Annotated in this window: 17 protein-coding genes and 2 tRNA genes; 12 read left to right on the top strand and 7 right to left on the bottom strand. The window is 64.1% G+C overall.

From position 1 onward, the window contains the following. Positions 1-65: 65 nt before the first annotated feature. Positions 66-2,609 (bottom strand): aminopeptidase N, encoded by a 2,544-nt coding sequence (gene pepN, locus JOF47_RS09395; RefSeq protein WP_209997313.1) that lies wholly within the window; start codon positions 2,607-2,609, stop codon positions 66-68. Between the two features lie 176 nt (positions 2,610-2,785). Between pepN and JOF47_RS09390 the strand changes: the two genes are divergently transcribed. The 11 genes from JOF47_RS09390 (at position 2,786) to JOF47_RS09340 (ending at position 11,811) form a co-directional block, all read left to right on the top strand. Continuing rightward, the gene (locus tag JOF47_RS09390; protein ID WP_209997312.1) at positions 2,786-3,592 is read left to right on the top strand and encodes an aspartate dehydrogenase domain-containing protein; all 807 of its coding nucleotides are present in this window, start codon (positions 2,786-2,788) and stop codon (positions 3,590-3,592) included. A gap of 138 nt (positions 3,593-3,730) precedes the next feature. Then, on the top strand, positions 3,731-4,204 hold the full coding sequence (locus JOF47_RS09385; protein WP_209997311.1) for a ribose-5-phosphate isomerase: 474 nt from the start codon (positions 3,731-3,733) through the stop codon (positions 4,202-4,204). A gap of 16 nt (positions 4,205-4,220) precedes the next feature. Next, positions 4,221-5,189 carry an Fpg/Nei family DNA glycosylase gene (locus tag JOF47_RS09380; RefSeq protein WP_209997310.1) on the top strand — a complete coding sequence of 323 codons (969 nt, stop codon included), beginning with the start codon at positions 4,221-4,223 and terminating at the stop codon, positions 5,187-5,189. 248 nt (positions 5,190-5,437) lie between these two features. Beyond that, positions 5,438-5,508: transfer RNA gene (locus JOF47_RS09375), tRNA-Gly, on the top strand. Positions 5,509-5,735: 227 nt separating this feature from the next. Continuing rightward, the gene (locus JOF47_RS09370; RefSeq protein ID WP_209997309.1) at positions 5,736-6,119 is read left to right on the top strand and encodes a lysoplasmalogenase family protein; all 384 of its coding nucleotides are present in this window, start codon (positions 5,736-5,738) and stop codon (positions 6,117-6,119) included. A gap of 467 nt (positions 6,120-6,586) precedes the next feature. Next, positions 6,587-6,661, top strand: a tRNA-Pro gene (locus JOF47_RS09365). An 85-nt stretch (positions 6,662-6,746) separates the two neighbouring features. After that, a complete protein-coding gene (tig, locus tag JOF47_RS09360) occupies positions 6,747-8,114 on the top strand; it encodes a trigger factor (RefSeq protein WP_209997308.1) in 1,368 nt (455 codons plus the stop codon). A gap of 262 nt (positions 8,115-8,376) precedes the next feature. Then, entirely contained in the window at positions 8,377-8,970 is a 594-nt protein-coding gene (locus JOF47_RS09355) for an ATP-dependent Clp protease proteolytic subunit (protein ID WP_210001541.1), read from the top strand. Positions 8,971-9,014: 44 nt separating this feature from the next. Then, positions 9,015-9,674, top strand: a complete 660-nt coding sequence (locus JOF47_RS09350) for an ATP-dependent Clp protease proteolytic subunit (protein WP_209997307.1) — start codon at positions 9,015-9,017, stop codon at positions 9,672-9,674. Positions 9,675-9,832: 158 nt separating this feature from the next. Then, a complete protein-coding gene (gene clpX, locus JOF47_RS09345) occupies positions 9,833-11,125 on the top strand; it encodes an ATP-dependent Clp protease ATP-binding subunit ClpX (protein WP_209997306.1) in 1,293 nt (430 codons plus the stop codon). Positions 11,126-11,193: 68 nt separating this feature from the next. After that, entirely contained in the window at positions 11,194-11,811 is a 618-nt protein-coding gene (locus JOF47_RS09340; RefSeq protein WP_209997305.1) for a mycothiol-dependent nitroreductase Rv2466c family protein, read from the top strand. Between the two features lie 444 nt (positions 11,812-12,255). On the opposite strand, the gene valS is transcribed toward JOF47_RS09340, so the two are convergent. The 6 genes from valS to JOF47_RS09310 all read right to left on the bottom strand — a co-directional run bounded on the left by valS (position 12,256) and on the right by JOF47_RS09310 (position 21,999). Continuing rightward, positions 12,256-14,883, bottom strand: a complete 2,628-nt coding sequence (gene valS, locus JOF47_RS09335; protein ID WP_209997304.1) for a valine--tRNA ligase — start codon at positions 14,881-14,883, stop codon at positions 12,256-12,258. A 156-nt stretch (positions 14,884-15,039) separates the two neighbouring features. Beyond that, complete coding sequence (locus JOF47_RS09330; RefSeq protein ID WP_209997303.1) at positions 15,040-16,728, bottom strand: glycoside hydrolase family 13 protein; 1,689 nt, start codon at positions 16,726-16,728, stop codon at positions 15,040-15,042. Beyond that, positions 16,728-17,633: a carbohydrate ABC transporter permease gene (locus tag JOF47_RS09325; protein WP_342592750.1), complete on the bottom strand. Its 906-nt coding sequence runs from the start codon at positions 17,631-17,633 to the stop codon at positions 16,728-16,730. Before JOF47_RS09325 ends, JOF47_RS09330 begins: the two co-directional genes overlap by 1 nt. Continuing rightward, positions 17,630-18,544, bottom strand: a complete 915-nt coding sequence (locus JOF47_RS09320; protein WP_245356325.1) for a carbohydrate ABC transporter permease — start codon at positions 18,542-18,544, stop codon at positions 17,630-17,632. Before JOF47_RS09320 ends, JOF47_RS09325 begins: the two co-directional genes overlap by 4 nt. Positions 18,545-18,546: 2 nt before the next feature. Next, positions 18,547-19,842 carry an ABC transporter substrate-binding protein gene (locus JOF47_RS09315; RefSeq protein WP_209997301.1) on the bottom strand — a complete coding sequence of 432 codons (1,296 nt, stop codon included), beginning with the start codon at positions 19,840-19,842 and terminating at the stop codon, positions 18,547-18,549. 9 nt (positions 19,843-19,851) lie between these two features. Further along, positions 19,852-21,999: an alpha-galactosidase gene (locus JOF47_RS09310; RefSeq protein WP_209997300.1), complete on the bottom strand. Its 2,148-nt coding sequence runs from the start codon at positions 21,997-21,999 to the stop codon at positions 19,852-19,854. Positions 22,000-22,147: 148 nt separating this feature from the next. Here JOF47_RS09310 and JOF47_RS09305 point away from each other — a divergent pair, with 148 nt between their 5' ends. Further along, positions 22,148-23,344, top strand: coding sequence for an ROK family transcriptional regulator (locus JOF47_RS09305; RefSeq protein WP_209997299.1), 1,197 nt, complete (start codon positions 22,148-22,150; stop codon positions 23,342-23,344). The last annotated feature ends 26 nt before the right edge of the window (positions 23,345-23,370 follow it).

The following is a 23,370-nucleotide window of genomic DNA, read 5'->3' as shown; positions in this document are numbered from 1 at the left end:
GGACGGCTTGGGGCCGTGCGTTGTGCGCACGGCCCCTTGCGTTCTCCCTTGCGTGGTGCTCTGTGTTACTTGTCGGCGGCCTGGGCCGCGAGGGCGCGGACCACCCCGTCGCGGGCCTCGAGGACCAGGCGGCGCAGCGCCCGCGAGCCCTCGTCGAGGGTGCCCAGGAATGCGTCGGTCGCATCCAGGGTGGCCTGGCCGGTCTGCGCGGCCGGGTAGAGGCCGACGACGATCTGCTGGGCGATCTCGTAGCTCTTGGTGTCCCACACGGTGCGGGCCGCCTCGAAGTAGTCCTGCGCGTAGCCGGCGATCAGCGCGGCGTCGTGCACGCGGTTGAAACCGGTGATCGCGGCGCGCTGCTCCAGGTTGGACAGCTCCCCGCCCAGGATGCCCTGCCACGCCGCGGCCTTCGCCTCGGCCGTCGGGATGGCGGCCCTGGCGGTCTGCGCGGCAAGCTTGCCGTTGGCGGTGTTGTCGCGGGAGAGCTCGTCGTCGATCTCCTCCACGCCCACGCGGCCGCCCGCGGCGAGTGAGGACAGCAGCTCCCAGCGCAGGTCGGTGTCGACCTGCAGGCCCTCGAGCGCCAGCTCCCCTCCCAGCAGCGCGGCGACGGAATCGAGCTGCTCCGCCGAGCTGGCACGCAGGGCGAAGGCCTTGGTGAACTGCAGCTGCGAATCCGATCCGGCCGCCGCCTCGTTGGCCAGGGCCCACAGGCGGTCCGCGGCCAGAGTGCCGGCCTCCGCGGCGAAATCACGGTCGACGTAGAAGTCGAGGGTGGTGTTGAGCTGGCGCAGCAGCACCATGACCACCGAGGAGTCGGATTCGTGGCCGATGTTGTTGAGCACCAGGTCGACGTAGGCGCGTGCCGGGGTTTCGGCATCGCGCACCGCGTCCCAGGCCGCTCCCCAGATCAGCGTGCGCGGCAGCGAGGACTCGAAGTCCTTCAGGTGGTTGGTTGCCGTGGCCAGCGAGAGCTCGTCCAGGCGGATCTTGGCGTACGCCAGGTCGTCGTCGTTGACCAGGACCAGGGCCGGGCGCTTGAGCCCGATGACCGCCTCGACCGTGGTGGAATCGCCGGCGACGTCGAGTTCCTCGCGGTGCATGCGCACCAGCTTGCCGGCCTCGTCGAAGTCGTAGAAGCCGACGGCCAGGCGGTGCGGGCGGATCGTCGGGTACTCGGCGATCGCGCTCTGGGCGATCTCGAACCCCGTGATGGTGCCGTCCTCCTCGGTGGCGATCTGCGCGCGCAACGTGTTCACGCCCGCGGTCTCCAGCCACAGCTCGGACCACTTGGCCAGGTCGCGGCCGGAGGAATCCTCAAGCTCGCGCATGAGGTCCGGCAGCTCGGTGTTCTTCCAGGCGTGCTTGGCGAAGTAGGTGCGGACGCCCGCCATGAACTGCTCCTGGCCGACCCACGCCACCAGCTGGCGCAGCACCGAGGCGCCCTTGGCGTAAGTGATGCCGTCGAAGTTCACCTGCACGTCCTCGAGGTCGTTGATCTGCGCGACGATCGGGTGCGTGGAGGGCAGCTGGTCCTGGCGGTAGGCCCAGGTCTTCTCCATGATGTTGAACGTGGTCCAGGACTGGGTGAACTCGGTGTTCTGCGCCGCGGCCAGCGTGGACATGAACTCGGCGAACGACTCGTTGAGCCACAGGTCGTTCCACCAGCGCATGGTCACCAGGTCGCCGAACCACATGTGGGCCAGCTCGTGCAGCACCGTGACGGCGCGGCGTTCCACCATGGCATCGGTCGGGCGGGAGCGGAAGACGTAGGACTCGAGGAACGTCACGGCGCCGGCGTTTTCCATGGCGCCGGCGTTGAACTCGGGCACGAAAAGCTGGTCGTACTTCTCGAACGGGTAGGGGGTGCCGAACTGTTCCTCGAAGAACTCGAAGCCCTGGCGGGTGAGCGTGAAGATGTTCTCGGCGTCCAGGTGCTCCATGAGCGAGGCGCGGGCGAAGACGCCCAGCGGGATGGTGCGGCCGTCGCTGCTGGTCAGCTCGGAGCGCACGGACTGGTAGGGGCCGGCGATGAGCGCTGTGATGTAGGAGGAGATGCGCGCGGTCGGGGCGAAGGCCCACGTCTTGGCGCCCTCGTGGGCGGCAACCGGCACCGGGGTCGTGGCGTTTGAGATGACGTCCCAGTAATCCGGCGCGGTGACGGTGAAGGCGAAGGTGGCCTTCAGGTCCGGCTGCTCGAAGACCGCGAACATGCGGCGGGAGTCGGGCACTTCGAACTGCGAGTAGAGGTAGACCTCCTGGTCGACGGGGTCCACGAAGCGGTGCAGGCCCTCGCCGGTGTTCATGTACAGCGCGTCGGCGTCGATCACCAGGGTGTTTTCGGCGGCGAGGTTCGGCAGGGCGATGCGCACGCCGTCGGAAACCTCGGCCGGGTCAAGCTCCACGCCGTTGAGGTTCACGGAGCGGACGCTCGCGGTGACGGCGTCGATGAAGGTGGTGGATCCTTCGACGGCGCTGAAGCGCACGGTGGTGTGCGAGCCGAACACTGTGTCCGACCCGGTGAGGTTCAGGGCAACCTCGTAGGATTCGACGGTGATGAGGTCCGCACGGGTTTGTGCTTCTTCGCGGGTGAGGTTCATTCCTGGCATGGTGGACTCAGGCGCCTTTCGGTGGGGATATGAGGCAATCGGTGTTCGACGGCGGCGCGCCGCACCAAAACCGCAGGTGTGAAGCAAACCTTGAACATTGTGTCCATTCTCTCATTACCACCCCACGGCGCCGCAAGTGCATTTCACAAGTCGACGCCACTGTTTAGATAAGTGACATGGGATTGAACGTGGTGCTGCTTGGATACGGTGCGATCGGAAGGTCGCTGCACGGCATGCTGGCGCGGCATCCGGACCGGATTGCGGTCATCGGGGTGCTCGATGGCCGCGCTCCGAAAACCGCGGACGATGCCACCGGCACGCCGTTGCCGGTGCTCGATTTGGCCACCGCGCTCGGGTGCGCCGAGGTCATCGCCGAATGCGCTTCACCGGCCGCCGTGCGCGAGTTCGGCCCGGACATCATCGCCTCCGGCACCGACCTGCTCATCGCCTCGCTCGGCGCGCTGGTCGATCCGCGGCTGCGCGGCCTCGTCCTCGAGCGGGGGCCGGGCCGCGCCTACCTGACCACGGGTGCCATCGGGGGATTGGACCTGGTCCGGGCGTCCGCCGGAACCATCGACGCGATCGACCTGGACACCCGCAAGCCGCCGGCTGCGCTGCTGCATCCGGGACTGCCTGGGCCCCTGCGTGCCGGGATCGCGGCCGCGGCAACCTCGGGAGATCCGTGCACCGTTTTCAGCGGAAGCGTGGAGCGGGCCGTGGAGCTGTTCCCCTCCAACATCAACGTCGCCGCCGCACTGGCACTGGCCGCTGGCGGCTTCACCCGCGTGCACGTCACCATCACCGCCGACCCTGCGGCGACGCTGACCCGCCACGAGATCCGCATCCAGGGCAGCGGCGGCAACCACACCTTCTTGATCGGGAACGCAGCGGACCCAGAGAACCCGGCCACCAGCGCGCTGACCGCCCGCGCGATGGCCTCCGGCCTGCTGCGCCTGGCCGGGGCCGGCCCGCACTTCATCTAGCGGTGCCAACCTGCCGCACCGGCGTGCGGTACGGCGAGGGACCGACGAGCCCCTCCCGGGTCACGAACTTAGCGGCGCACCGTCGGTAAAGATAAGCTGGATCCGAACTTTCCCCACAAGCGTCTAAGGACATTTCACATGCGCGTTCACATCGCCACCGACCACGCAGGCCTCGAGCTCAGCGCCCACCTCATCGAGCACCTCGCGGCCAAGGGCTATGAGATGGTCGATCACGGTCCGACCGCCTACGACGCCGAGGACGACTACCCCTCGTTCTGCATCAACGCGGCCCTGGCCGTCGTCGCCGACCAGGCCGCCGGCCTCGACTCGCTGGGCATCGTGCTCGGCGGATCGGGCAACGGCGAGCAGATCGCCGCCAACAAGGTCGCCGGCATCCGTGCCGCCCTGGCCTGGAACCTTGACACCGCGCGCCTGGCCCGCGAGCACAACAACGCCAACGTCGTGGCCGTGGGCGGACGCCAGCACTCGCTGGAGGAGGCAACCGGCATCATCGAGGCGTTCCTGAACGAGCCGTTCTCCAACGTCGAGCGCCACATCCGCCGCATCGGCAAGATCGCCACCTACGAGACCACCGGCGAGGTCGTGGCCTAGCCAGGCCGCACGCACCATGCCCGAAGGCCACTCGGTACATCGACTTGCCCGCCAATTTGACGACGTCTTTGGCGGGCAGGTCCTTGCCGTGTCTTCGCCGCAGGGCCGCTTCGCACCCGCGGCGAAGCTGATCGACGGGCAGCAACTCGTGTCATCGCACGCCCACGGCAAGCAGCTGTTCCTGGGTTTCGGGAACGACCTGGTCCTGCGCGTGCACCTGGGCCTCTACGGGGCCTGGAGCTTCGGCGGGGACGAGCACTTCTCCGGCGCCTCCTCCATCGGCGCCCCGCGCCGCGTGGGCGAGTCGGAGCATGCCTCCGCCGCGGGCCAGGGACCGTATGAAGGCCCGCCGGAGCCCGTCGGCCAGGTCCGCGCCCGGTTGGTCTCCGCCCACGGCTGGGCGGACCTGCGCGGCCCCACCGCCTGCGAGGTCCTCACCGAAGCGCAGGCCGCCACGGTCCGGGCCAAGCTCGGTCCCGATCCGCTCATCGCGGCGGCCGGCGAATTCAACCTGGCCAAGGGCCGCGGCTCACGGGCGGAAATTACCGACGACAGCCGGGCCGCCAAGCAGGACTTCATCGCCCGGCTGGCAAAAAAGAAGACGCCGATCGGCACCGCCCTGATGGACCAGGCCCTGTTGGCCGGGGTCGGCAACATCTACCGCGCCGAGGCGCTCTTCCGCTGCAGCATCGACCCGTTCATGCCATGCAACGAGCTCTCCAAACCCAGTGCAGCGGCCCTGTGGGAGGACATCGTGTCCATCATGGAAGACGGCGTTCGCGACGGAAAGATCATCACCACCCGCCCCCAACACCGCTCTGCCCCGGGCCCGGTCTGGCCGGACAACGCGTATTACACCTACCAGCGCCAGCACCAACAATGCAGGCTGTGCGATGCCGGCATCGCCCTGATGGAAGTGGCCGGCCGCAAACTGTATTGGTGCCCTGGCTGCCAACCCAAGGCCCGCAAGCGCGTCAAGCGCTAGGCAATCTCCGGCGGACATCCCCCGGGATCCCGCGCGGATACGGGCTGGCGCGAGGCGCCGGGAGGGGACAGAACCTGTAGCCGAACACCCGGCGATTCCACACCGGGTTCGCCGGATTTGCGCTGGTTGGGTGTGGGTGCGGACTTGCGCAGTGACAAGGATCGGGACATTCGGAAGCGCCGATTTGCACACTTCGGAAATGTGGTGCTAAGGTTTTATCCGTTGCCACCGACAAGGTGAAACAACTCGGGGATGTAGCTTAATGGTAAAGCCTCAGTCTTCCAAACTGATTACGCGGGTTCGATTCCCGTCATCCCCTCCGAATTGAGAGCGGTTTAGTTTCTACGGAAACTAAACCGCTCTTTTTGTTTTCCATTCCAGATTCGACGTGCCGGGGATGCTGCCGTGCATGGAATGTTCCCATGCCAACCGCAAGTGCCCGGACCAAGGCAGTGCCGCTCTGGCCCTGTGCTCCGTTCGCCCCACGCACTTGTCTGCATCTCTGCGGGCCGGCCAATCGATCCGGGCGGCCGGACACTGCAGTGGATGATGTTGGACTTGCCATTCGCATTCCTGCTCTCGGTTCCGCGCACTGTTGCCCTGCCTAGATCGAGCCTCGGTGGGAACTCGGGCTTGGGCGGGGATGAATTCCTGCGTCGACTGTGTGCTTTTGCGGTTGCGCATCTTGCATGCATTTCCCTCTTCGTTTGGCGAGGGGGTCTGCGTGCACGAAATGCGAGCAAGTGGGCATTGCTCTACGTTCCATTGGCAGTCATCGTGCCTGCTGCCGTTTTGCCGCTTGCGGGCAGCGCGTCCATCGCCGTAGCCGTTCCTGCATTGCTGATCCTTGCGATGGCGGTATGGAAAGGCACCGGCAACAGGGCCGTGGCGCTTGGCACGTGCCACTATTCGATTCCGTTCTTTCAATGAAGCGTTTTCTGCCGGAGTCTGTTTCCGGCAGATCGACCTTGCCATCATGTTTTGCCACGCCACCGGCCAGGGAACGATCATTTTCGGTGTCGTCGTCACATTGCGGCAGCGCGGTGTCACGGCCGGACCGCTTCAGTGCGGGGGAGCGGGGCCGCTGGATACGTCCAATTCACCGAATTTGCGGTAACGCTCATCACAATCATCATGTGAAATGCGGTTTTTAGGTGCATTGTCGGCCTCCAGAAGCCGTTTTCGGGTCGAAATCCAGCGAAAACGGCGGCCTTGTGGCGGGCTGGATGCGTTCCTGGCGCAAAAAACCTTGAAATTCCGGTGTTCTTTGCCTCGAATTGGGTTTTCGGCAAACTCCTAGTATGTTTATTCCGCGCCGTCAACGAAATCCAAACTTCTGGTTGGCGGGCCGATTAGTAGAAACACGCAGGATCTGCATAGAATGTTTCTGCACTAATCGGGGTGTAGCTCAGCTTGGCTAGAGCGCGCGCTTTGGGAGCGTGAGGTCGCAGGTTCGAATCCTGTCACCCCGACTCTGTACCTTCAACCCCGCAACGGTTACCGTTGCGGGGTTGAAGTCCAGTTAGACCAAACATCACACACCAGGAGTACAACGCTGTGAAGAGCGCCGTCGAAAACCTCAACCCTACTCGGGTCAAGCTCACCGTTGAAGTTCCCTACGAGGAACTGAAGCCAAGCATTGACGAGGCGTACAAGACCATCGCCAAGCAGATCCAGGTTCCCGGCTTCCGTGCCGGCAAGGTTCCGTCGCGCATGATTGATCAGCGCGTGGGCCGTGGCTACGTCCTGGAGACCGCTATCAACGAGGGTATGAACGCCTTCTACCAGAAGGCCGTCACCGAGAACGAAATCGTTCCGCTGTCGCGTCCCGAGGTGGAAATCACTGAGACCCCGTCCGCAGAGGTTGCTGGCGAAGGCCAGCTCGCCTTCCAGGTCGAGATCGACATCCGCCCGAGCATCGAACTGCCGGAATACAAGGGTCTCGAAGTTACCGTTGAAGCCCTCGAGGCTGGCGACGAAGACATTGAAAAGGCACTTGAGGACCTGCGCGGCCGCTTCGGCACGCTCAAGACCATCGAGCGCCCGGCGGCCGATAACGACTTCATCACCCTTGACCTGGTTGCCAGCGTTGACGGCGAAGAAATCGATTCCGCAACCGGACTGTCCTACCAAGTCGGCTCCGGCACCATGCTCGAGGGCATGGACGAAGCAGTCACCGGCCTGTCCGCAGGCGAGGATGCAACCTTCGAAACCAAGTTGGCCGGCGGCGAGCACGCAGGTGCCGACGCTCAGGTCAAGGTCACCGTTACCGCCGTCAAGGAGCGCGAGCTTCCTGAGGCCAACGACGACTTCGCACAGCTGGCTTCCGAATTCGACACCATGGCCGAATTGCGCGAATCCCTCGCCAAGGACGCAGCCGAGTCCAAGGTCATGGAGCAGGGCGTTGAAGCCCGCGACCTCGTTCTCGAGAAGCTGATGGCCCTCGTTGAGGTTCCGGTTCCGGAATCCGTCATCACCGAGCAGGTTGAGCAGCACTTCGAACAGGGTGCGCACAACGAAGGTGAAGAGCACGACACCGAAGAGCACCGCACCGAGGTTCGCGCAAACACCGAAAAGGCCTTCAAGAACGAGATCGTCCTGGACGCCGTTGCAGAAGCAGAGAAGATTGGCGTTGCCCAGTCCGAACTGATCGACTACATCGTTCAGACCGCAGGCCAGTACGGCATGGATCCGAACCAGTTCGCCCAGATGCTCGACGGTGCCGGCCAGGTTCCGATGCTGGTTGGCGAAGTTCGCCGCCGTAAGGCACTTGCCAAGGTCCTGGAACTGGCAGTCGTCACCGACTCCAAGGGCAACGTCGTTGACCTGAGCTCGTTCGTCAGCGCCGAAGGTGAAGAGGGCTCCGCGTCTTCGGCATCGTCCGCTTCCTCCGCCTCCTCGGCTTCGGCAGCATCCGCAGAGTAACTCCTGCACCGCCCAGGCGGTAAGTTTTTCCCGATCGCGGGGTCACCATTGGTGGCCCCGCGATCGTTCTTTAAGCCCACGGCGATGGGCCGGGCGCAGGCCATGCGCCGACAGCGAACAGTTGCCAATGAACTCCCAAAGTGGCTGGCCAAGGCAGTAATGTTCAAAGAAGTAAAGAGCCAGTGGCCCGACAGACAGAACGTCGGGCGACGGCATCACGGAGAGGTATCAGAACATGTCCAGTGACTCCCGCACTCCCACTATGGCTTCGGTTGACCCGGCCGCACGTGAGGACTACATCTACAATCGACTCCTCAAGGAGCGGATCATCTGGCTCGGCTCGGAAGTCCGAGACGACAACGCGAACGCCATTTGCTCGCAGTTGCTCCTGCTCTCCGCGGAGGACCCGGAGAAGGACATCTACCTGTACATCAACTCCCCGGGTGGGTCCATCACCGCGGGCATGGCGATCTACGACACCATCCAGTACATCCCCAACGACGTGGTGACCGTGGCAACCGGCCTTGCCGCTTCCATGGGCCAGTTCCTGCTGTCCTCGGGCACCCCGGGCAAGCGCTACGCCACCCCGAACGCCCGTATCCTGATGCACCAGCCTTCCGGCGGCATCGGCGGCACGGCCTCAGACATCCGCATCCAGGCGGAACTGATCCTTCACATGAAGAAGGTCATGAGCGAGCTGACGGCCGCGCAGACCGGCCAGACCGTTGACACCATCCTCAAGGACAACGAGCGCGACAAGTGGTTCACGGCCACCGAGGGCCTCGAGTACGGCTTCTTTGACCACATCGCCCAGTCCTCCGGCATCGTCTCCGGTGGCGGCGGGGTCGCGAAGTAACGCGACGGAATCCGGCAGACCCAACTGATTTCCCAGGAGAAACGATGAATTTCACCCCGCACGCCACCTCCGGCGAAATGCCTTCGGCACGCTACATCCTTCCGCAGTTCGAGGAGCGCACCCCCTACGGGTTCAAGCGCCAGGATCCGTACGCGAAGCTCTTCGAAGACCGCATCATCTTCCTCGGTGCACAGGTCGACGACGCGTCCGCCGATGACGTCATGGCCCAGCTGCTTGTGCTCGAGTCCATGGACCCGGAACGCGACATCACCCTGTACATCAACTCGCCGGGCGGCTCGTTCACCGCGATGACGGCCATCTACGACACGATGCAGTTCATCCGCCCCGAGGTCCAGACCGTGTGCCTCGGCCAGGCTGCCAGCGCTGCAGCGGTATTGCTTGCAGGCGGTGCACCGGGCAAGCGCCTGGCGCTTCCCAACGCACGTATCTTGATCCACCAGCCGGCCATGGGCGGCGGGGAGCGCGGCACCGCGTCTGACCTGCAGATCCAGGCCGAAGAAGTCATGCGCATGCGCGCCTGGCTGGAGACCACGCTGGCCGGCCACAGCAACAAGACCGCGGAAGAGGTCGGCAACGACATCGAACGCGACTTGTACATGACGGCAGAGGAAGCAAAGGTATACGGCCTGATCGATGAGGTTCTTACCCCGCGTAAGATCAAGTCGCAGGCCATCTCGCACTAATCGGGTGCATGCAATGGGCGGTTCGTGGGGTGTGAAATTCGCACCACGGACCGCCCGTTCGCCCATTCCGACGCTCCTCTGTCATAGAGTTAAGACAGTTCAGCATTTCCGGTTCTCTTGGACCGGTCTTACCGGTACCAGATAAGGGGACCAACACTATGGCACGCATGGGTGAAGGGTCTGATCTGCTCAAGTGTTCCTTCTGTGGGAAGAGCCAGAAGCAGGTTCGCAAATTAATCGCCGGGCACGGTGTCTACATCTGCACCGAGTGCATTGAACTTTGCAACGAAATCATCGAAGAAGAACTTGCCGAGGTTGAAGAGGGAGCTTCCTTCGAGCTTCCCAAGCCCAAGGAAATCTTCGACTCGTTGCAGGAATACGTGATTGGCCAGGAGGGCGCCAAGCGTTCGCTGGCCGTTGCCGTCTACAACCACTACAAGCGCATCCAGGGCGGAGCGGCGGCCAAGCCGGTTTCGGCGCTGTCCGATGCCAATTCGCTGGACGAAGTCGAGGTGGCGAAATCCAACATCCTGCTCATCGGCCCGACCGGTTGCGGCAAGACCTACCTCGCCCAGACCCTGGCCCGCCGACTCAACGTGCCCTTTGCGGTTGCGGATGCCACGGCGTTGACCGAGGCCGGCTACGTGGGCGAAGACGTCGAAAACATCCTCCTCAAGCTCATCCAAGCGGCGGACTACGATGTGAAAAAGGCCGAGCAGGGCATCATCTACATCGACGAAATCGACAAGATTTCCCGCAAGAGTGAGAACCCCTCGATCACCCGCGACGTATCGGGCGAAGGAGTGCAGCAGGCGCTGCTGAAAATCCTCGAAGGCACGGTCGCCGCGGTGCCGCCGCAGGGCGGCCGGAAGCACCCGCACCAGGAATTCATCCAACTGGACACCACAAATGTGCTGTTCATTGTCGCGGGCGCCTTCGCCGGACTGGAGGAGATCATCTCTTCGCGTGCCGGACGCAAGGGAATCGGTTTCGGTGCACCGCTCTCGGCGCTCAAGTCAGAGGAAGCCTCGTATTCGGACGTCCGGCCCGAGGACTTGTTGAAGTTCGGGTTGATTCCCGAATTCATCGGCCGCCTCCCGGTCATCAGCACCGTGGAAAAGCTCGACCGCGCTGCCTTGATCAAGATCCTCAGCGAGCCGAAGAACGCCCTGATCAAGCAGTACCAGAAGATGTTCAGGATGGATGGGGTCGAACTCACCTTTGAATCCGGCGCCCTCGAGGCAATTGCCGACCTGGCACTGGCCCGTGCCACCGGTGCCCGCGGCCTTCGTGCGATACTTGAGGAAACCCTCAGTGCCACCATGTTCGAGATGCCCAGCCGCGACGACGTCGCGGAGGTCATCATCACGGCCGATGTCGTGGTCAACGGCGCCGAACCCACGTTGATTTCCGAGCAACTTGCCGTCAAACGCGGCAAAAAGTCAGCCTGATTTTCATCACAGCTTGAAGCCCGCACATACTTGCGCGGGCCACCCGAGTCCACAAAGGAGCAAAGCACTTGTCCGAAAAAACCCGTGTCGATTTTTGGTTCGATCCCGCCTGCCCATTCGCCTGGGCCACCTCGCGTTGGGTGCTGGAAGTCGAAAAGGTCCGTGACGTTGAAGTCGCATGGAACGTCATGTCGCTGGCAGTGCTCAACGACGGCCGCGAAGGCCTGAGCGAACAGTACCAAGAGCTCCTTGCCAAGGCCTGGGGTCCGGTACGTGTGATCATTGCCGCAGCTGAGGCGCACGGCGAGGAAGTCATCGGCAAGTTGTACACGGCCATGGGTGAGCTGCTGCACCACGAAAAGGTTAGCGACTACGACGAGGTCATCTCCCGCGCACTTGAAACCGTGGGGCTCCCTGCGGAGCTTGCTGCCGTTGCTTCGACCGCCGACTTCGACGACGCCCTGCGCGTCAGCCACGACAAGGGCATCTCCCAGGTCGGCCAGGACGTGGGAACCCCGATCATGTCGTTGAACGGCACCGCATTCTTCGGCCCGGTCATCACCCGGGTGCCGGCCGGCGAAGAAGCGGGAACAATGTTCGACGCCACGGTGACGCTGGCAGCCTACCCGCACTTCTTCGAGCTCAAGCGCAGCCGCAACGAGCGCCCGGAGTTCAGCGTCAACTAGCCGGAAAAAGCCGTCAAGAGGCAGTACATATAGGAATTACCGGCAAGGGCTGGGGTGGAGCACAAAGTTCCGCCCCAGCCCTTGCCCGTACCTGCCGGAGTGCGTATAAAAGATATACGCATCACTACCGGAATGATGCCGAACGAAAACCAAAGACGCAGAGACGTGGTCGTGGAATCTCTTCGAACACGGTTGTAGCAGCGATACAACAAGACCTACGTACCAAGGATTTCGTCCGGTTCTCGAATCATCGCTGAAAGAGAACCTGCCGAGTCGAAGCCCCTCCGACATAAGTGTTTGTTGGCCGAAGGGGCTTCCCCTCTGTCCGCCGCAGGGTGGGCGGAAACGGGGATGCTCCACCGGTGCAGAAACACCGAGGTCGGTGACCGCGCCACATGGCGGTCACCGACCTCGGTGTTTTTTGTTGCGGCCGTGCAGTTGTGGCTAGGCCTGGACAGGTTCCTCGGCCGAAGCCAACACGACATCGTTGACGGTGATCGAGCCTTCGGCCGCAACCAGTGTCAGGTCCTTGGCATTGCCGGCGGCCAACAGGTCGCCGAGGCCGCGGCGCAGCAACTCAAGCTGGGCCTCGGGTGCCGAAACGACGCCGCTGAGAACCTCGGTGCGCTGCTTGACCTTCGCCTCGGACTTGGCCTTGCGGATGCCCGAGAGCGCCTCGCCGACGATCGGAAGCACCGCGGTGTCCGCGCCTGCAACTGCGTCGGCCAGGTGGGCCGAGCTCGGCCATTCGGCGCGGTGCACCGAACCTGCACGCCACCAGCCCCAGACCTCTTCGGTTGCGAACGGCAGGAACGGGGCGAACAGGCGAAGCACGGCATCAAGGGTGGTGGCCAGGGCGGCGAGCACGGAGGCCTGTTCCTCCTCGCCGCGGGCGCCGTAGGCGCGGTCCTTGATGAGCTCAACGTAGTCGTCGGTGAACGACCAGAAGAACGACTCGGTGATGTCCAGCGCGCGGGCGTAGTCGTAGGCGTCGAAGGCGCGGGTGGCGTCGTCGATGACCTGCGACAGGCGGGCGAGCACGGACTTGTCCAGGCCGTTGGTGATGACCGAGGCGTCGCCGGTGACGACGTTGGCCTGGGTTGCACCGAGGTTCAGCACGAACTTTGAGGCGTTGAGGATCTTGATCGCCAGGCGGCGGCCGATCTTCATCTGGTTGATCTCGTACGCGGTGTCGGCACCCAGCTTGGCGCTGGCGGCCCAGTAGCGCACGGCATCGGATCCGTAGTCGTTGAGCACGTCGGTGGGGACCACCACGTTGCCCTTGGACTTGGACATCTTCTTGCGGTCCGGGTCAAGGATCCAGCCGGAGATCGCCGCGTGCTTCCACGGGGCAACGTCGTGTAGCGCATCGGCACGCACTGCGGAGGAGAAGAGCCAGGTGCGGATGATGTCGTGGCCCTGCGGGCGCAGGTCGAACGGGAAGACCTTGTTGAAGAAGTCCTCCTCGCGGGACCAGCGGCCCACAATTTGCGGGGTCAGCGAGCTGGTGGCCCAGGTGTCCAGCACGTCGGCATCTCCGATGAAGCCGCCGGCGACGTTGCGCTGGGACTCATCGAAGCCCGGGGCCGCGTCCGCAGCCGGGTCGACCGGAAGCATCTCGTCGGTCGGCAGGATCGGGTTCTCGTAATCCGGGTCGCCCGCGGCGTTCAGCGGGTACCAGACCGGCACCGGAACGCCGAAGAAGCGCTGGCGGGAAACCAGCCAGTCGCCGTTCAGGCCGGAGATCCAGTTCTCGTAGCGCGAGCGCATGAAGGACGGGTGGAATTCGATCTGCTCGCCGCGGGCGATCAGGCGTGCTCGGCGGTCCTCGTCGCGGCCGCCGTTGCGGATGTACCACTGGCGGGAGGAGACGATCTCCAGGGGCTTGTCGCCCTTTTCGAAGAAGTTCACCGGGTGGGAAATCTTCTTCGGCTCGCCGTCGAGCAGGTTCGCGGCGGCGAGCAGCTCGACGACGCCCTCCTTGGCGGAGAACACGGTCTTTCCGGCGATCGCGGCGTAGGCCTCGCGGCCGGCCTCGGTGGTGATCCACTCCGGGATCTCGGCGATGACGCGTCCGTCGCGGCCGATGATGGCGCGGGTCGGCAGCTGCAGTTCGCGCCACCAGGTGACGTCGGTCAGGTCGCCGAAGGTGCAGACCATCGCGATGCCCGAGCCCTTGTCGGCCTTCGCCAGCGGGTGCGGGTAGACGGTGACGGGCACGTCGAAGAGCGGGGAGGTGACGGTCTTGCCGAAGAGCGGCTTGTAGCGCTCGTCGTCCGGGTTCGCGACCAGACCGGCGCAGGCCGCCAGCAGTTCCGGGCGGGTGGTCTCGATGAAGATCTGCGTGCCGTCTTTGGCGGTGAACGGGTAGCGGTAGTACGCGCCCGGCATCTCGCGGTCCTCGAGCTCGGCCTGGGCCACGGCGGTGCGGAACGTGACGTCCCACAGCGTCGGTGCCTCGGACATGTAGGCGTCGCCGGCGTTCAGGTTCGCCAGGAAGGCCCGCTGGGACACGGAGCGCGACACGTCGTCGATGGTGCGGTAGGTCAGGTCCCAGTCGACGGACAGGCCCAGGGTGGAGAAGAGGTGCTCGAAGACCTTCTCGTCCTCGACGGCCAGTTCCTCGCACAGCTCGATGAAGTTCTTGCGGGAGACGACGTCCCAGTCGCGCTGGTTCTTCGCGGGGGTGGCCGGCGGGCGGTAGCCCTCGACGTAGGAGTAGGTCGGGTCGCAACGCACGCCGTAGTAGTTCTGCACGCGGCGTTCGGTGGGCAGGCCGTTGTCGTCCCAGCCCATCGGGTAGAAGACGTTCTTGCCCTGCATGCGCTGGTAGCGTGCCAGCACGTCGGTCTGCGTGTAGGAGAACATGTGTCCCACGTGCAGCGAACCGGAGGCCGTCGGCGGGGGAGTGTCGATCGAGTAGACCTGCTCGCGCGTGGTCTGCGGGTTGAACTTGTAGGTTCCCTCGGCACGCCAGCGGGCGTCGAGGCGTTCCTCCAGGCCCTCCAGTGCGGGCTTGTCGGGAACGGAAACTGTTGCGGGCGTGTCTGTGCCCAAGGTGTCTTCTGCCATGTGTTCCATTCTTCCATGTCCGCGCCGTTACCCCCAGTCGGGGCGGGGGTGGTGCGCGCCACATGGGTTGGTCGTCTGGCGGCCGTGGCACAAGGCGCCCGCACCGTGGCCGGTTGGCCGGGTGCGGGTGCCTTGGTGCCCAGGGCGGGGTGCAGGTTACGGGGCGATCCAGAACGTGGTTTCCCCGGGGACCTGGGCCAGCACCGAGGCGGATGTTCCGCTGGAAAGCACGATCCTCGCCGGGTCGATGCCGGCCGGAAGCTCCTGCGGCGCATCGCCGAAGTTGGCAAGCACCGCCCAGCCGTTGGGCCGGACATAGTGGGTTAGCGCCTCGCCGGGTTCGGAAACCCAGGACAGGGATTCCCCGGTTTGCAGGGTGCGACGCAGGGCGAGCGCCTCCCGGTAGAACTCGAGGGTCGAGCCGGGCACGCCCGCCTGCGTGGCCGCCGAATGGTCCGCGAACCACTCGGGTTGCGGCAGCCAGGGGGAACCGCCGAACCCGAAATCGGTTGCCGCGGAATCCCACGGCAGCGGCACGCGGCATCCGTCGCGGCCCTTGACCTTGTTGCCGGTGCGGAACCAGGTGGGATCCTGCAGGGATTCGGCGGGCAGGTCGGCGACCTCCAAGAGGCCGAGTTCCTCGCCTTGGTACAGGTAGGCGGATCCGGGCAGCCCCAGCATGAATGCCGTTGCGGCGCGCGCCCGGCGCAGGCCGCGCTCGGTTCCCGGTGCCGGGGTGCTGCCGCCGGAAAGCAGCCAGGATTCAAGCCCCGCCTGGTCGGTGCCGTCGGGCAGCGCGTATCGGGAAGGATGGCGGATGACGTCGTGGTTGGAGAAGACCCAGGTGGAGGACGCACCGGAGGCCTCGGCCTCGGCCAGGCAACGGGTGACGATGTCGCGGAACGCGGTGGCGTCGAAGGGTGCCTGCAGCAAATCGAAATTGAACGCCTGGCCCAGGCCCGTGGGGTGGGCATAGCGCAGCCGGCGATGGGTGAATGGCACCCAGGCCTCGGCCACCGCTGTGCGCGGGGGATCGTACTCGTTGAGCACGCTTCGCCAGCCCGCATAGATCTCGTGGACCTCGTCGCGGTCAAAGAGCACGTCGGTGCCGTCGTCCACCTTGATCTCCAGCGACGGCTTGGAGCGCAGCGGCAGCTTCATGTCCTTGACCAGCGCATGGGCGACGTCGACGCGGAAACCGTCCACGCCGCGGTCCGCCCAGAAGCGGAGCGTGGCGTGGAAGTCCTCGCGCACCTCCGGGTTGTCCCAGTTCAGGTCCGGTTGTTCGGAGGCGAAAAGGTGCAGGTACCACTGACCCGGCTTGCCCGCATTTTCCCCGGCGACCTCGGTGACCCGGGTCCAGGCCGGTCCGCCGAAGTGCGAGGGCCAGTCCGAGGGGGGCAGTTCCCCGTTTTCGCCCAGTCCGTCGAAGAAGTGGTAGCGAGCGCGTTCGGGGGAGCCCGGCGCCGCCGCAAGGGCTGCCTTGAACCATTCGTGGCGGTTGGAGCTGTGGTTGGGCACCACGTCGGCGATGACCTTGATGTTTGCCGCGTGTGCGGCGCCGACCATCGCGTCAAAGTCGTCCAGGTTGCCCAGCCGCGGATCCACGTTGCGGTAGTCGTCTACGTCGTAGCCGCCGTCGGCAAGGGCGGAGGGGTAGAACGGGGAAAGCCAGATCGCGTCGATGCCCAGCTCCGAGAGGTAGCCGATGCGGGAGGTGACGCCGGAGATGTCGCCCATCCCGTCGCCGTTGGAGTCGGCGAAGCTGCGCGGATAGATCTGGTAGACGGCGGCCTGTCGCCACCAATTTGCGTCGAGCGCGGTGGTTGAAACGTTCTCGTTCATTATTTGATGGATCCTCTCATGACACCGGAAATAACCCAGCGTTGTGCGAATAGGTAGACAAGGAGCAGTGGCGCCATCGCCATCAGGTAAGAGGCGAAGGCGGTGGAGTAGTCGGTGTTGAACTGGCTCTGGAAGACGTACTGGACCAGCGGGAGCGTGCGGGTGGCGGGATCGGAAAGGATCACCAGGGGCAGCAGGAAGTCGTTCCACGCCCATAGGCAGGTCAGGATTCCGACCGTCGCATTCATGGGGGTCAGCAGCGGGAAGATGACCTTCCAGAAGCTGGTCCAATGGCTGGCCCCGTCCATGATCGCGGCCTCCTCGAGTTCCGGGGGGATCGACTTGATGAACGCGGTGTATACGAAGATGTTGAAGCTCAGCCCGTAGACCGTGTAAAGGAGGAACAAACCGACAGGGTTGTCCAGGCCCAGAAGCGCGGTTTCCTTGGTCACCGGAAGCATGATGATCGGGAACGGGACAAAGAGTGCGGCGATGAAGAAGTAGTACAGCGCCTTGAAGAACGGTCGATTCATGTTCCGTGCAATGGCGTACGCGACCATGGAATTGGTGATGATCGTCAGGACCACGGCAGAGGCCGTGACGATTCCGGAGACCAGCAGGGCGTTGGGGAAATCCGTTAGTTCCCATGCCTTGGAGAAGTTCTCGGGGTGAATGCTCGTGGGCAGCTCAAATCCCGTTCCACCGAGCTGGTCCGGGGACTTCAGTGCCGTGACCACGGTGAAGTACAACGGTATGAGTACCGTCAGCGAGAGCACTGCCACCAAAACGGTGACAGGAACATTGACATTGGAGGTTCTTCGTTTCTTGGGCGGGCCCTGCTGCGGTTCAGGCCCGGATTTCTGTTCGCGGTCCACTGCCCGCCGGGTCATGTTTTGCGTGCTCACGAGAAATCGGCCTCCTTGCGTTGTAGGGTCCGCATTTGCAGCAGTGACAGAACCACGATGACGATCAGGTACACCACGGAGTTGGCCATTTGGTAGCCGTATTCCCCGCCCTGGAACCCTCCCCGGTAGATGACCATCGCCACGGATTCCGTGCTGGTTCCGGGGCCACCGCCGGTCAGTGCAACGATCTGGTCGAAGGCCTGCAGGAAGCCCTTGAGCGCCAGGACCATGTTGATGGTGAAGAACGCGGAAATCATGGGAAACGTGATGGAGGTGAATTGCCGCCAGTGCGACGCCCCGTCGATGCTTGCCGCCTCATAGAGTTCCGCCGGAACCGTTTGCAGCCCCGCCAGGTAGATGATCACGCTAAAGGCGATGGACTGCCAGGCGGTCACCCCGACAATGCCCAGCCAGGCAAGATCGGGATTGGTGAGAATCGATGTGGAGAGCCATTCGATGCCAAGGGCCCGGCCGACGAGCGGCAGGTTGTTGGACAGCAGGTAGTTGAAGACGTAGCCGACGATCAGCACCGACAGCACATTGGGGATGAAGAAGATCCCGCGGAAGGCAGTCTGGAACTTGATTTTCGCATTCAGCAGCAGGGCGATGAAAAGCGCGCCGATGTTCACCACGATCGTCGCGGTGACGGCGAAAAGGAAGGTGAACCCGTAGGAGGAGAGGATCCTGTCGTCCCTGAAGAGGTTCACGTAGTTCTGAAGGCCGACGAAGTCCCATTCGCCGTAGCCCGCATAGTTGGTGAAGCTGTAGAAGATTCCGGTCAACGCCGGAACCGTGTGAAGCACGACGAAGAGCAGGAGGGCCGGGACCACCATCCAATAGAACGTTCGGTTCACGGTTTGGCTTCGGAGTTTGTTCTTGGCCGGGCCGGTGGCGAGGCGTGGTACGCTCATGGTCATTCTCCTTTCTTCGTTGAGGTTCGTGCAGCGGCCTTGGCGAATTCGTTGTCTGCCCGGTGGAGGAACGCAGCGGTGTCGCCGTCAAGCATGAACTGCTGCAGCATTGCCGTGAACGGAATACTGGTGGGGACCTGGTGGTCGAAGTAGCCGATCAGGCGGCCCTCGCCGAAAATGTCCTGGACCCCCTCCAGGGCGGGATCCGCAATGGATCCGGCATCCGCAAGCGGCACGATTGCGGACTGTGCCGTGGTATAGGCCTTCATCGCCTCGCTGCGCATCAGGAACTCGATGAAGGCCGCTGCTTCCTTTGGATGCTTTGTCTCCCGTCCCATCGCAAGCGTGACGTCGACGCCCGTGACCAGTGTTGTCTCGGCGGGGTTGTTGGTGGTCGGGTACGGGAAGGACGCGATCCTTGCCTCGGGGTTGGCTGCCCGGATCGCGGGAATCGCGAAACTGCCCTGCAGGTACATGGCCGATTTGCCCGCGGCAAAGGCCGCATTCCCGTCGCTGTAGCCGGCGCTGTCGGCACCGGGCTGGCGGTAGCCGAAGAGTTGCTTGAGCTTTTCGGCCGCTTCCTTCCCGTCTTTGGCGAATCCATGCGTGCCCGTCTGCGGGGTCCACGCTGCGGCGCGAATGTCTTCAAAGAATCCCCTGGGCTGCAGATTCCCGGCAAGGTTTACATAGGTGGGCAGGACCGTCCACGCGTCCTTGAGGGTCATGTAAAAGGGGGCAACGCCGTTGGCCTTGAAGGTTTCTGCCGCGGCAATGAGCTCATCCCAGGTGCGCGGTATCTCGACGTTGTGCTTGGCGAAAATATCGGGGTTGTACAGGATCGCGCTGGCGTTGTTCGCAAAGGGCAGACCATTGGTCTCGCTGCCGTGGCAGGTCCCCAAGGAGTTCAGGATTTCTTGGACCTCCGGTTTGACACGCGAAGCGGAGGGAAACGCCGAAAGGTCGGCAAACACGCAGGATGCAGCCAGATCGGCGAAATTTCCGTTGCCGTTGAGCGTGAGCACGTCGGGGGTCTTGCCCTTGACCAGCAGGGTGCGGATGGCGGTGTCGGGGTCGGGAACGGCGTTGATGACCACGTCGATATCCGGGTTCTGCGCCTCGAATTCGGAGACAAGGGCCTTGAATTCGGCGACCGCCTCCGGCTTGAACTGGAAGAAGTCCAACTTTACGCGGGCTTGCTCGGCCGGGGCGCAGGCGGCCAACGAGGTTCCCAGCGCCACGGCAAGGCAGGCGCCGGTGATTCGGCGCCATCTTGCCGTGCGGGATTTTTCGGTGTTCACGGGTGCTCCTTATGCCTCGTGGCGATCAAGCATGATCAGTACCGATTGTTCGGGGAACAGCACCGGGGACTGCATCCCCGTTGTTTCCAGGACTGTGCCGCTTAGGACATGCGAGATTTGCGCCCAGGAAAGCGCTGACTGCCCGTTGCCCACCGCGTCGTTCAACGGTTCGCTCAGCCGCACCCGGTACTTGGCATGGGGGTCCAGCCCCGGCAGGGTGAACCTTCCGGCGGGGTAGGTGATGGATGCCTCGCGCAGCGTGAAGGCAAAGACGGCACGGGAAGCGTCGGTGGCAACCACGCCGCGGATGTCGATGGCCGGGTCCGGGTGGTCCGCATGGACGCTGTCCCCGCCGTGGAACAGGCCGCGGTTTTCCTTGTGGAAGTCCACCCACCGTGCCAGCTCGGCGCACAGCTTTTCGTCGATCCCTGCGATGTTCCATTCGATCCCGAAGTGCCCGAAGATTGCTGTGCGCGCCATGAAACCGAGGTCGTGCTTGCGTCCGGTGGAGTGGGATCGCGGTCCGCCGATGTGGGCGCCCAAGAGTTCGTAGGGGACCAGCAGGTTGGTGTTTTCCTGGTTGTCGAGGCGCTCGATCGGATCGATGCAGTCGGAGGTCCAGATGCGATCGGTGTGTTCGAGGATGCCCAGGTCGACGCGGGCGCCGCCGGATGCGCAGCTTTCAATTTCAAGGTGCGGGTGCCTGGACTTGAGCTCGCCCAGCAACCGGTATAGCGCCAGGGTGGTTTCACGGACCGCCGCGGTTCCGCTGTCCGCGTGGGATGCCTCGAGCAGATCGCGGTTGTGGTCCCACTTGATGTAGGAGATGGGGTATTGCGTGAGCAGGCTGTCGATGCGTTCGAGAAGGTATGTGTAGCAGTCGGGATGGGCCATGTTCAGGACCTGTTGCTGGCGTGCGCTGACCGGCCAGCGGTCGGCCGTGTGAAGGATCCAGTCGGGGTGGCTGCGTGCCAGGTCGCTGTCCGGGTTGACCATTTCGGGTTCGAACCAGAGCCCGAACTCCATGCCGAGTCCCGCGACATGGTCGATGATCGGGGACAGGCCCTGCGGCCAAACGGCCGGGTCGACAAACCAGTCGCCGAGGCCTGCGGTGTCGTCGCGGCGACCGTTGAACCAGCCGTCATCGAGCACAAAGCGTTCAACGCCCACGACGGCGGCCTGGTCTGCAAGCTCCTTGAGGGTCTGCAGGTCGTGGTCGAAGTACACCGCCTCCCAGGTATTGAGGGTGACGGGACGAGGCGTGCGGGGATGCTGGGGTCTTGCCCGCAGGTCACGGTGGAAACGGGCCGAGAGCTGGTCGAGGCCATGCCCCCAGGAGCCGAATGCCCACGGGGTGCTGTAGCTGCCGCCCGGTTCAAGGCTGAGTTCCCCGGGCAGCAGCAGTTCCCCGGCGGTGATGAAATTGTCCGAAGTGATGGTCCGCTCGGCGCTCAACCGGTGGTTGCCGCTCCAGGCCAGGTGCACGCCGTGGACCAGGCCCGAACGGTGCGCAAAACGGGCTTCTCCGGCCAGCATCAACAGGCTGGCGTCGGCGCCGGGGCGGCCGCGTCGGCTTTCCCGCACGTGCGAGCCGATCGTCAGGGGGCGGCGCTGGGCGCTGCGCTCCTTGAGGTGGCGGCCGGTGCTGTCCTGGATCGTCGTGGCGGTGTGCGGGAGCGGAAACACGACGGAGAGCCTGTTGACCAGGTAGGCGTCGGATCCGGTGTTCGTCAGGGTGTGGCGCTGGGAGAGTATGCCGTTTGCGCTGAGTTCGAGCTCGGTGACCAGCTTGAGGTGCGCGACCGGGTCATCGGCACTGATGGACAGGCCGTGCTCGCTGGCTTGAATCCCTTTGGTGGTCAGTGCGGTGGCCCAAGACCGGGACGCTCGGTGGCCCTCGAGCGCCGGACCGTGCTGCCATCCGAAGCGTTCCTGGGGGAAAACGTCCAACCGGGCAGGCTGGTCGATCCCGCCGGAGACGCGTTGCGGGCGGGCCGCGCTTGCAAGATCCTGCAGCTCGCTTTCGTTGAGCTCACCGGTGTCGGGGCCCCAATGAATGATCGTTGGCATTCCGGCGGTGGTCGCGTCGAGGATGACTGAAGTGCCGCCGCGGTGGAGCTGATGGTACGGAGCGAATGGCTGGGCTGTGGAGGTCATTGATTATTTTTACTCCAAAACTAATCGGTGTGTCAAGCGCCACAATTGCCGTCGGGAAGTGTCAGCCAGCAGTCGGGTGTGCAAGTGCGGAGGGGATTTTCGGCGGGTTGGATCGATAATTATGACCAAAATGAAATAAACTGTTCGCATGTCAACGGAAGCCGCAACCAGTAGCGACAAAGCACCCGCGCGTAGTTGGTCCGTCGGGCCTCAAGACCAACGGGCGCTATTGCTCAGTGAACCGGAGCTGGAAGTGGCGCGGGCGATTCTGATCCATGGCCCCAGCTCGCGCGGAGAGCTCTCGCAGCGACTGAAGCTCAGTCCCGCAAGCCTGACCCGTCTGAGCAAGCCGCTGCTGGATGCGGGAATCGTGCGCGAGAGCGACCTGATTCTCGACGGAAGCGTCGGACGCCCCATCCGATTGCTCGATATCCGCCAGGAGGCCAGGTTCTTCGTTGGCATCAAGATCACCGGCAAGATGGCGCAAGGCGTGCTCACCGACCTGCGTGCCAATTCCCTGGTCAGTGGTGCGCGCGAACTTCCGGCCCGCGAGGTGGGGGACGTGCTCGATGCCCTGGTGGACCTGATCGGCGATCTCTGCTCGCGAGCGGGCCGGCAAGTCTCCGGGGTCGGCATATCCATCGGCGGCCAGATATCCGGAGGGGTTCTCGTCGAGCGCGCGCCGTTCCTGGACTGGCGCAATGTTCCGCTGGGAGACCTGCTGGGTCAGCGCACGGGCCTGCCGGTGCTGGTCGAAAACGACGTGACCGCGCTTGTCGCTGCCGAACAGTGGTTCGGCGTGGGACGCGAGGTGGCGGATTTCGCCGTGGTGACGATCGGCGCCGGTGTCGGGTACGGATTGGCCATGCACCGGCAGGTGGTGCGCGGACGGGACACGGGTCTGGGCCTGGGCGGCCATTTTCCCCTGGATCCAAACGGCCCGTTGTGCCTCGAGGGGCACCGCGGCTGCTCCACGGCAATGCTCACTATTCCCAGCATCTGCGCGCAGATTTCCACCGCATTGCAGCGCGATGTCGGATACGGGGAGGCATTTGAGCTGGCGGATGCCGGCAACAAGGTGGCCCACTCCGTATTGCAGGCGTCCGCACACGCGCTGGGACGATTCCTTGCCGCCGCCGCGAACCTGACCATGGTCAACGTAGTGGTCCTTGGAGGGGAAGGCATCGAGCTGTTCAACAGGTACGAGCAGAGCGTGCGCACTGCCCTTGCCGCCGACCGGGATCCGGAGGCAAGCGAGGTGCGGATCTCTGTCCTTTCGGGGGAGTTCGACCAGTGGGCAAGCGGCGCGGCGGCGGTGGCCATCCAGAAATACGCGTTCGGGTAGCGCCATGGTGGCGTCACGGGGGTGGC

The organism is Paeniglutamicibacter kerguelensis (genome assembly GCF_017876535.1).
In the GTDB taxonomy this organism is placed as follows: domain Bacteria; phylum Actinomycetota; class Actinomycetes; order Actinomycetales; family Micrococcaceae; genus Paeniglutamicibacter; species Paeniglutamicibacter kerguelensis.
Note: the sequence above shows the minus strand (reverse complement) of the source record. Positions and strands in the feature narration are given on the sequence as shown.

Bases quoted from the DNA above. Each gene is read 5' to 3' on its own strand.
- pepN (WP_209997313.1), bottom strand. From the start codon at position 2,609: ATGCCAGGAATGAACCTCACCCGCGAAGAAGCACAAACCCGTGCGGAC.
- JOF47_RS09390 (WP_209997312.1), top strand. From the start codon at position 2,786: ATGGGATTGAACGTGGTGCTGCTTGGATACGGTGCGATCGGAAGGTCG.
- JOF47_RS09385 (WP_209997311.1), top strand. From the start codon at position 3,731: ATGCGCGTTCACATCGCCACCGACCACGCAGGCCTCGAGCTCAGCGCC.
- JOF47_RS09380 (WP_209997310.1), top strand. From the start codon at position 4,221: ATGCCCGAAGGCCACTCGGTACATCGACTTGCCCGCCAATTTGACGAC.
- JOF47_RS09370 (WP_209997309.1), top strand. From the start codon at position 5,736: ATGATGTTGGACTTGCCATTCGCATTCCTGCTCTCGGTTCCGCGCACT.
- JOF47_RS09355 (WP_210001541.1), top strand. From the start codon at position 8,377: ATGGCTTCGGTTGACCCGGCCGCACGTGAGGACTACATCTACAATCGA.
- JOF47_RS09350 (WP_209997307.1), top strand. From the start codon at position 9,015: ATGAATTTCACCCCGCACGCCACCTCCGGCGAAATGCCTTCGGCACGC.
- clpX (WP_209997306.1), top strand. From the start codon at position 9,833: ATGGCACGCATGGGTGAAGGGTCTGATCTGCTCAAGTGTTCCTTCTGT.
- valS (WP_209997304.1), bottom strand. From the start codon at position 14,883: ATGGCAGAAGACACCTTGGGCACAGACACGCCCGCAACAGTTTCCGTT.
- JOF47_RS09330 (WP_209997303.1), bottom strand. From the start codon at position 16,728: ATGAACGAGAACGTTTCAACCACCGCGCTCGACGCAAATTGGTGGCGA.
- JOF47_RS09320 (WP_245356325.1), bottom strand. From the start codon at position 18,544: ATGAGCGTACCACGCCTCGCCACCGGCCCGGCCAAGAACAAACTCCGA.
- JOF47_RS09310 (WP_209997300.1), bottom strand. From the start codon at position 21,999: ATGACCTCCACAGCCCAGCCATTCGCTCCGTACCATCAGCTCCACCGC.
- JOF47_RS09305 (WP_209997299.1), top strand. From the start codon at position 22,148: ATGTCAACGGAAGCCGCAACCAGTAGCGACAAAGCACCCGCGCGTAGT.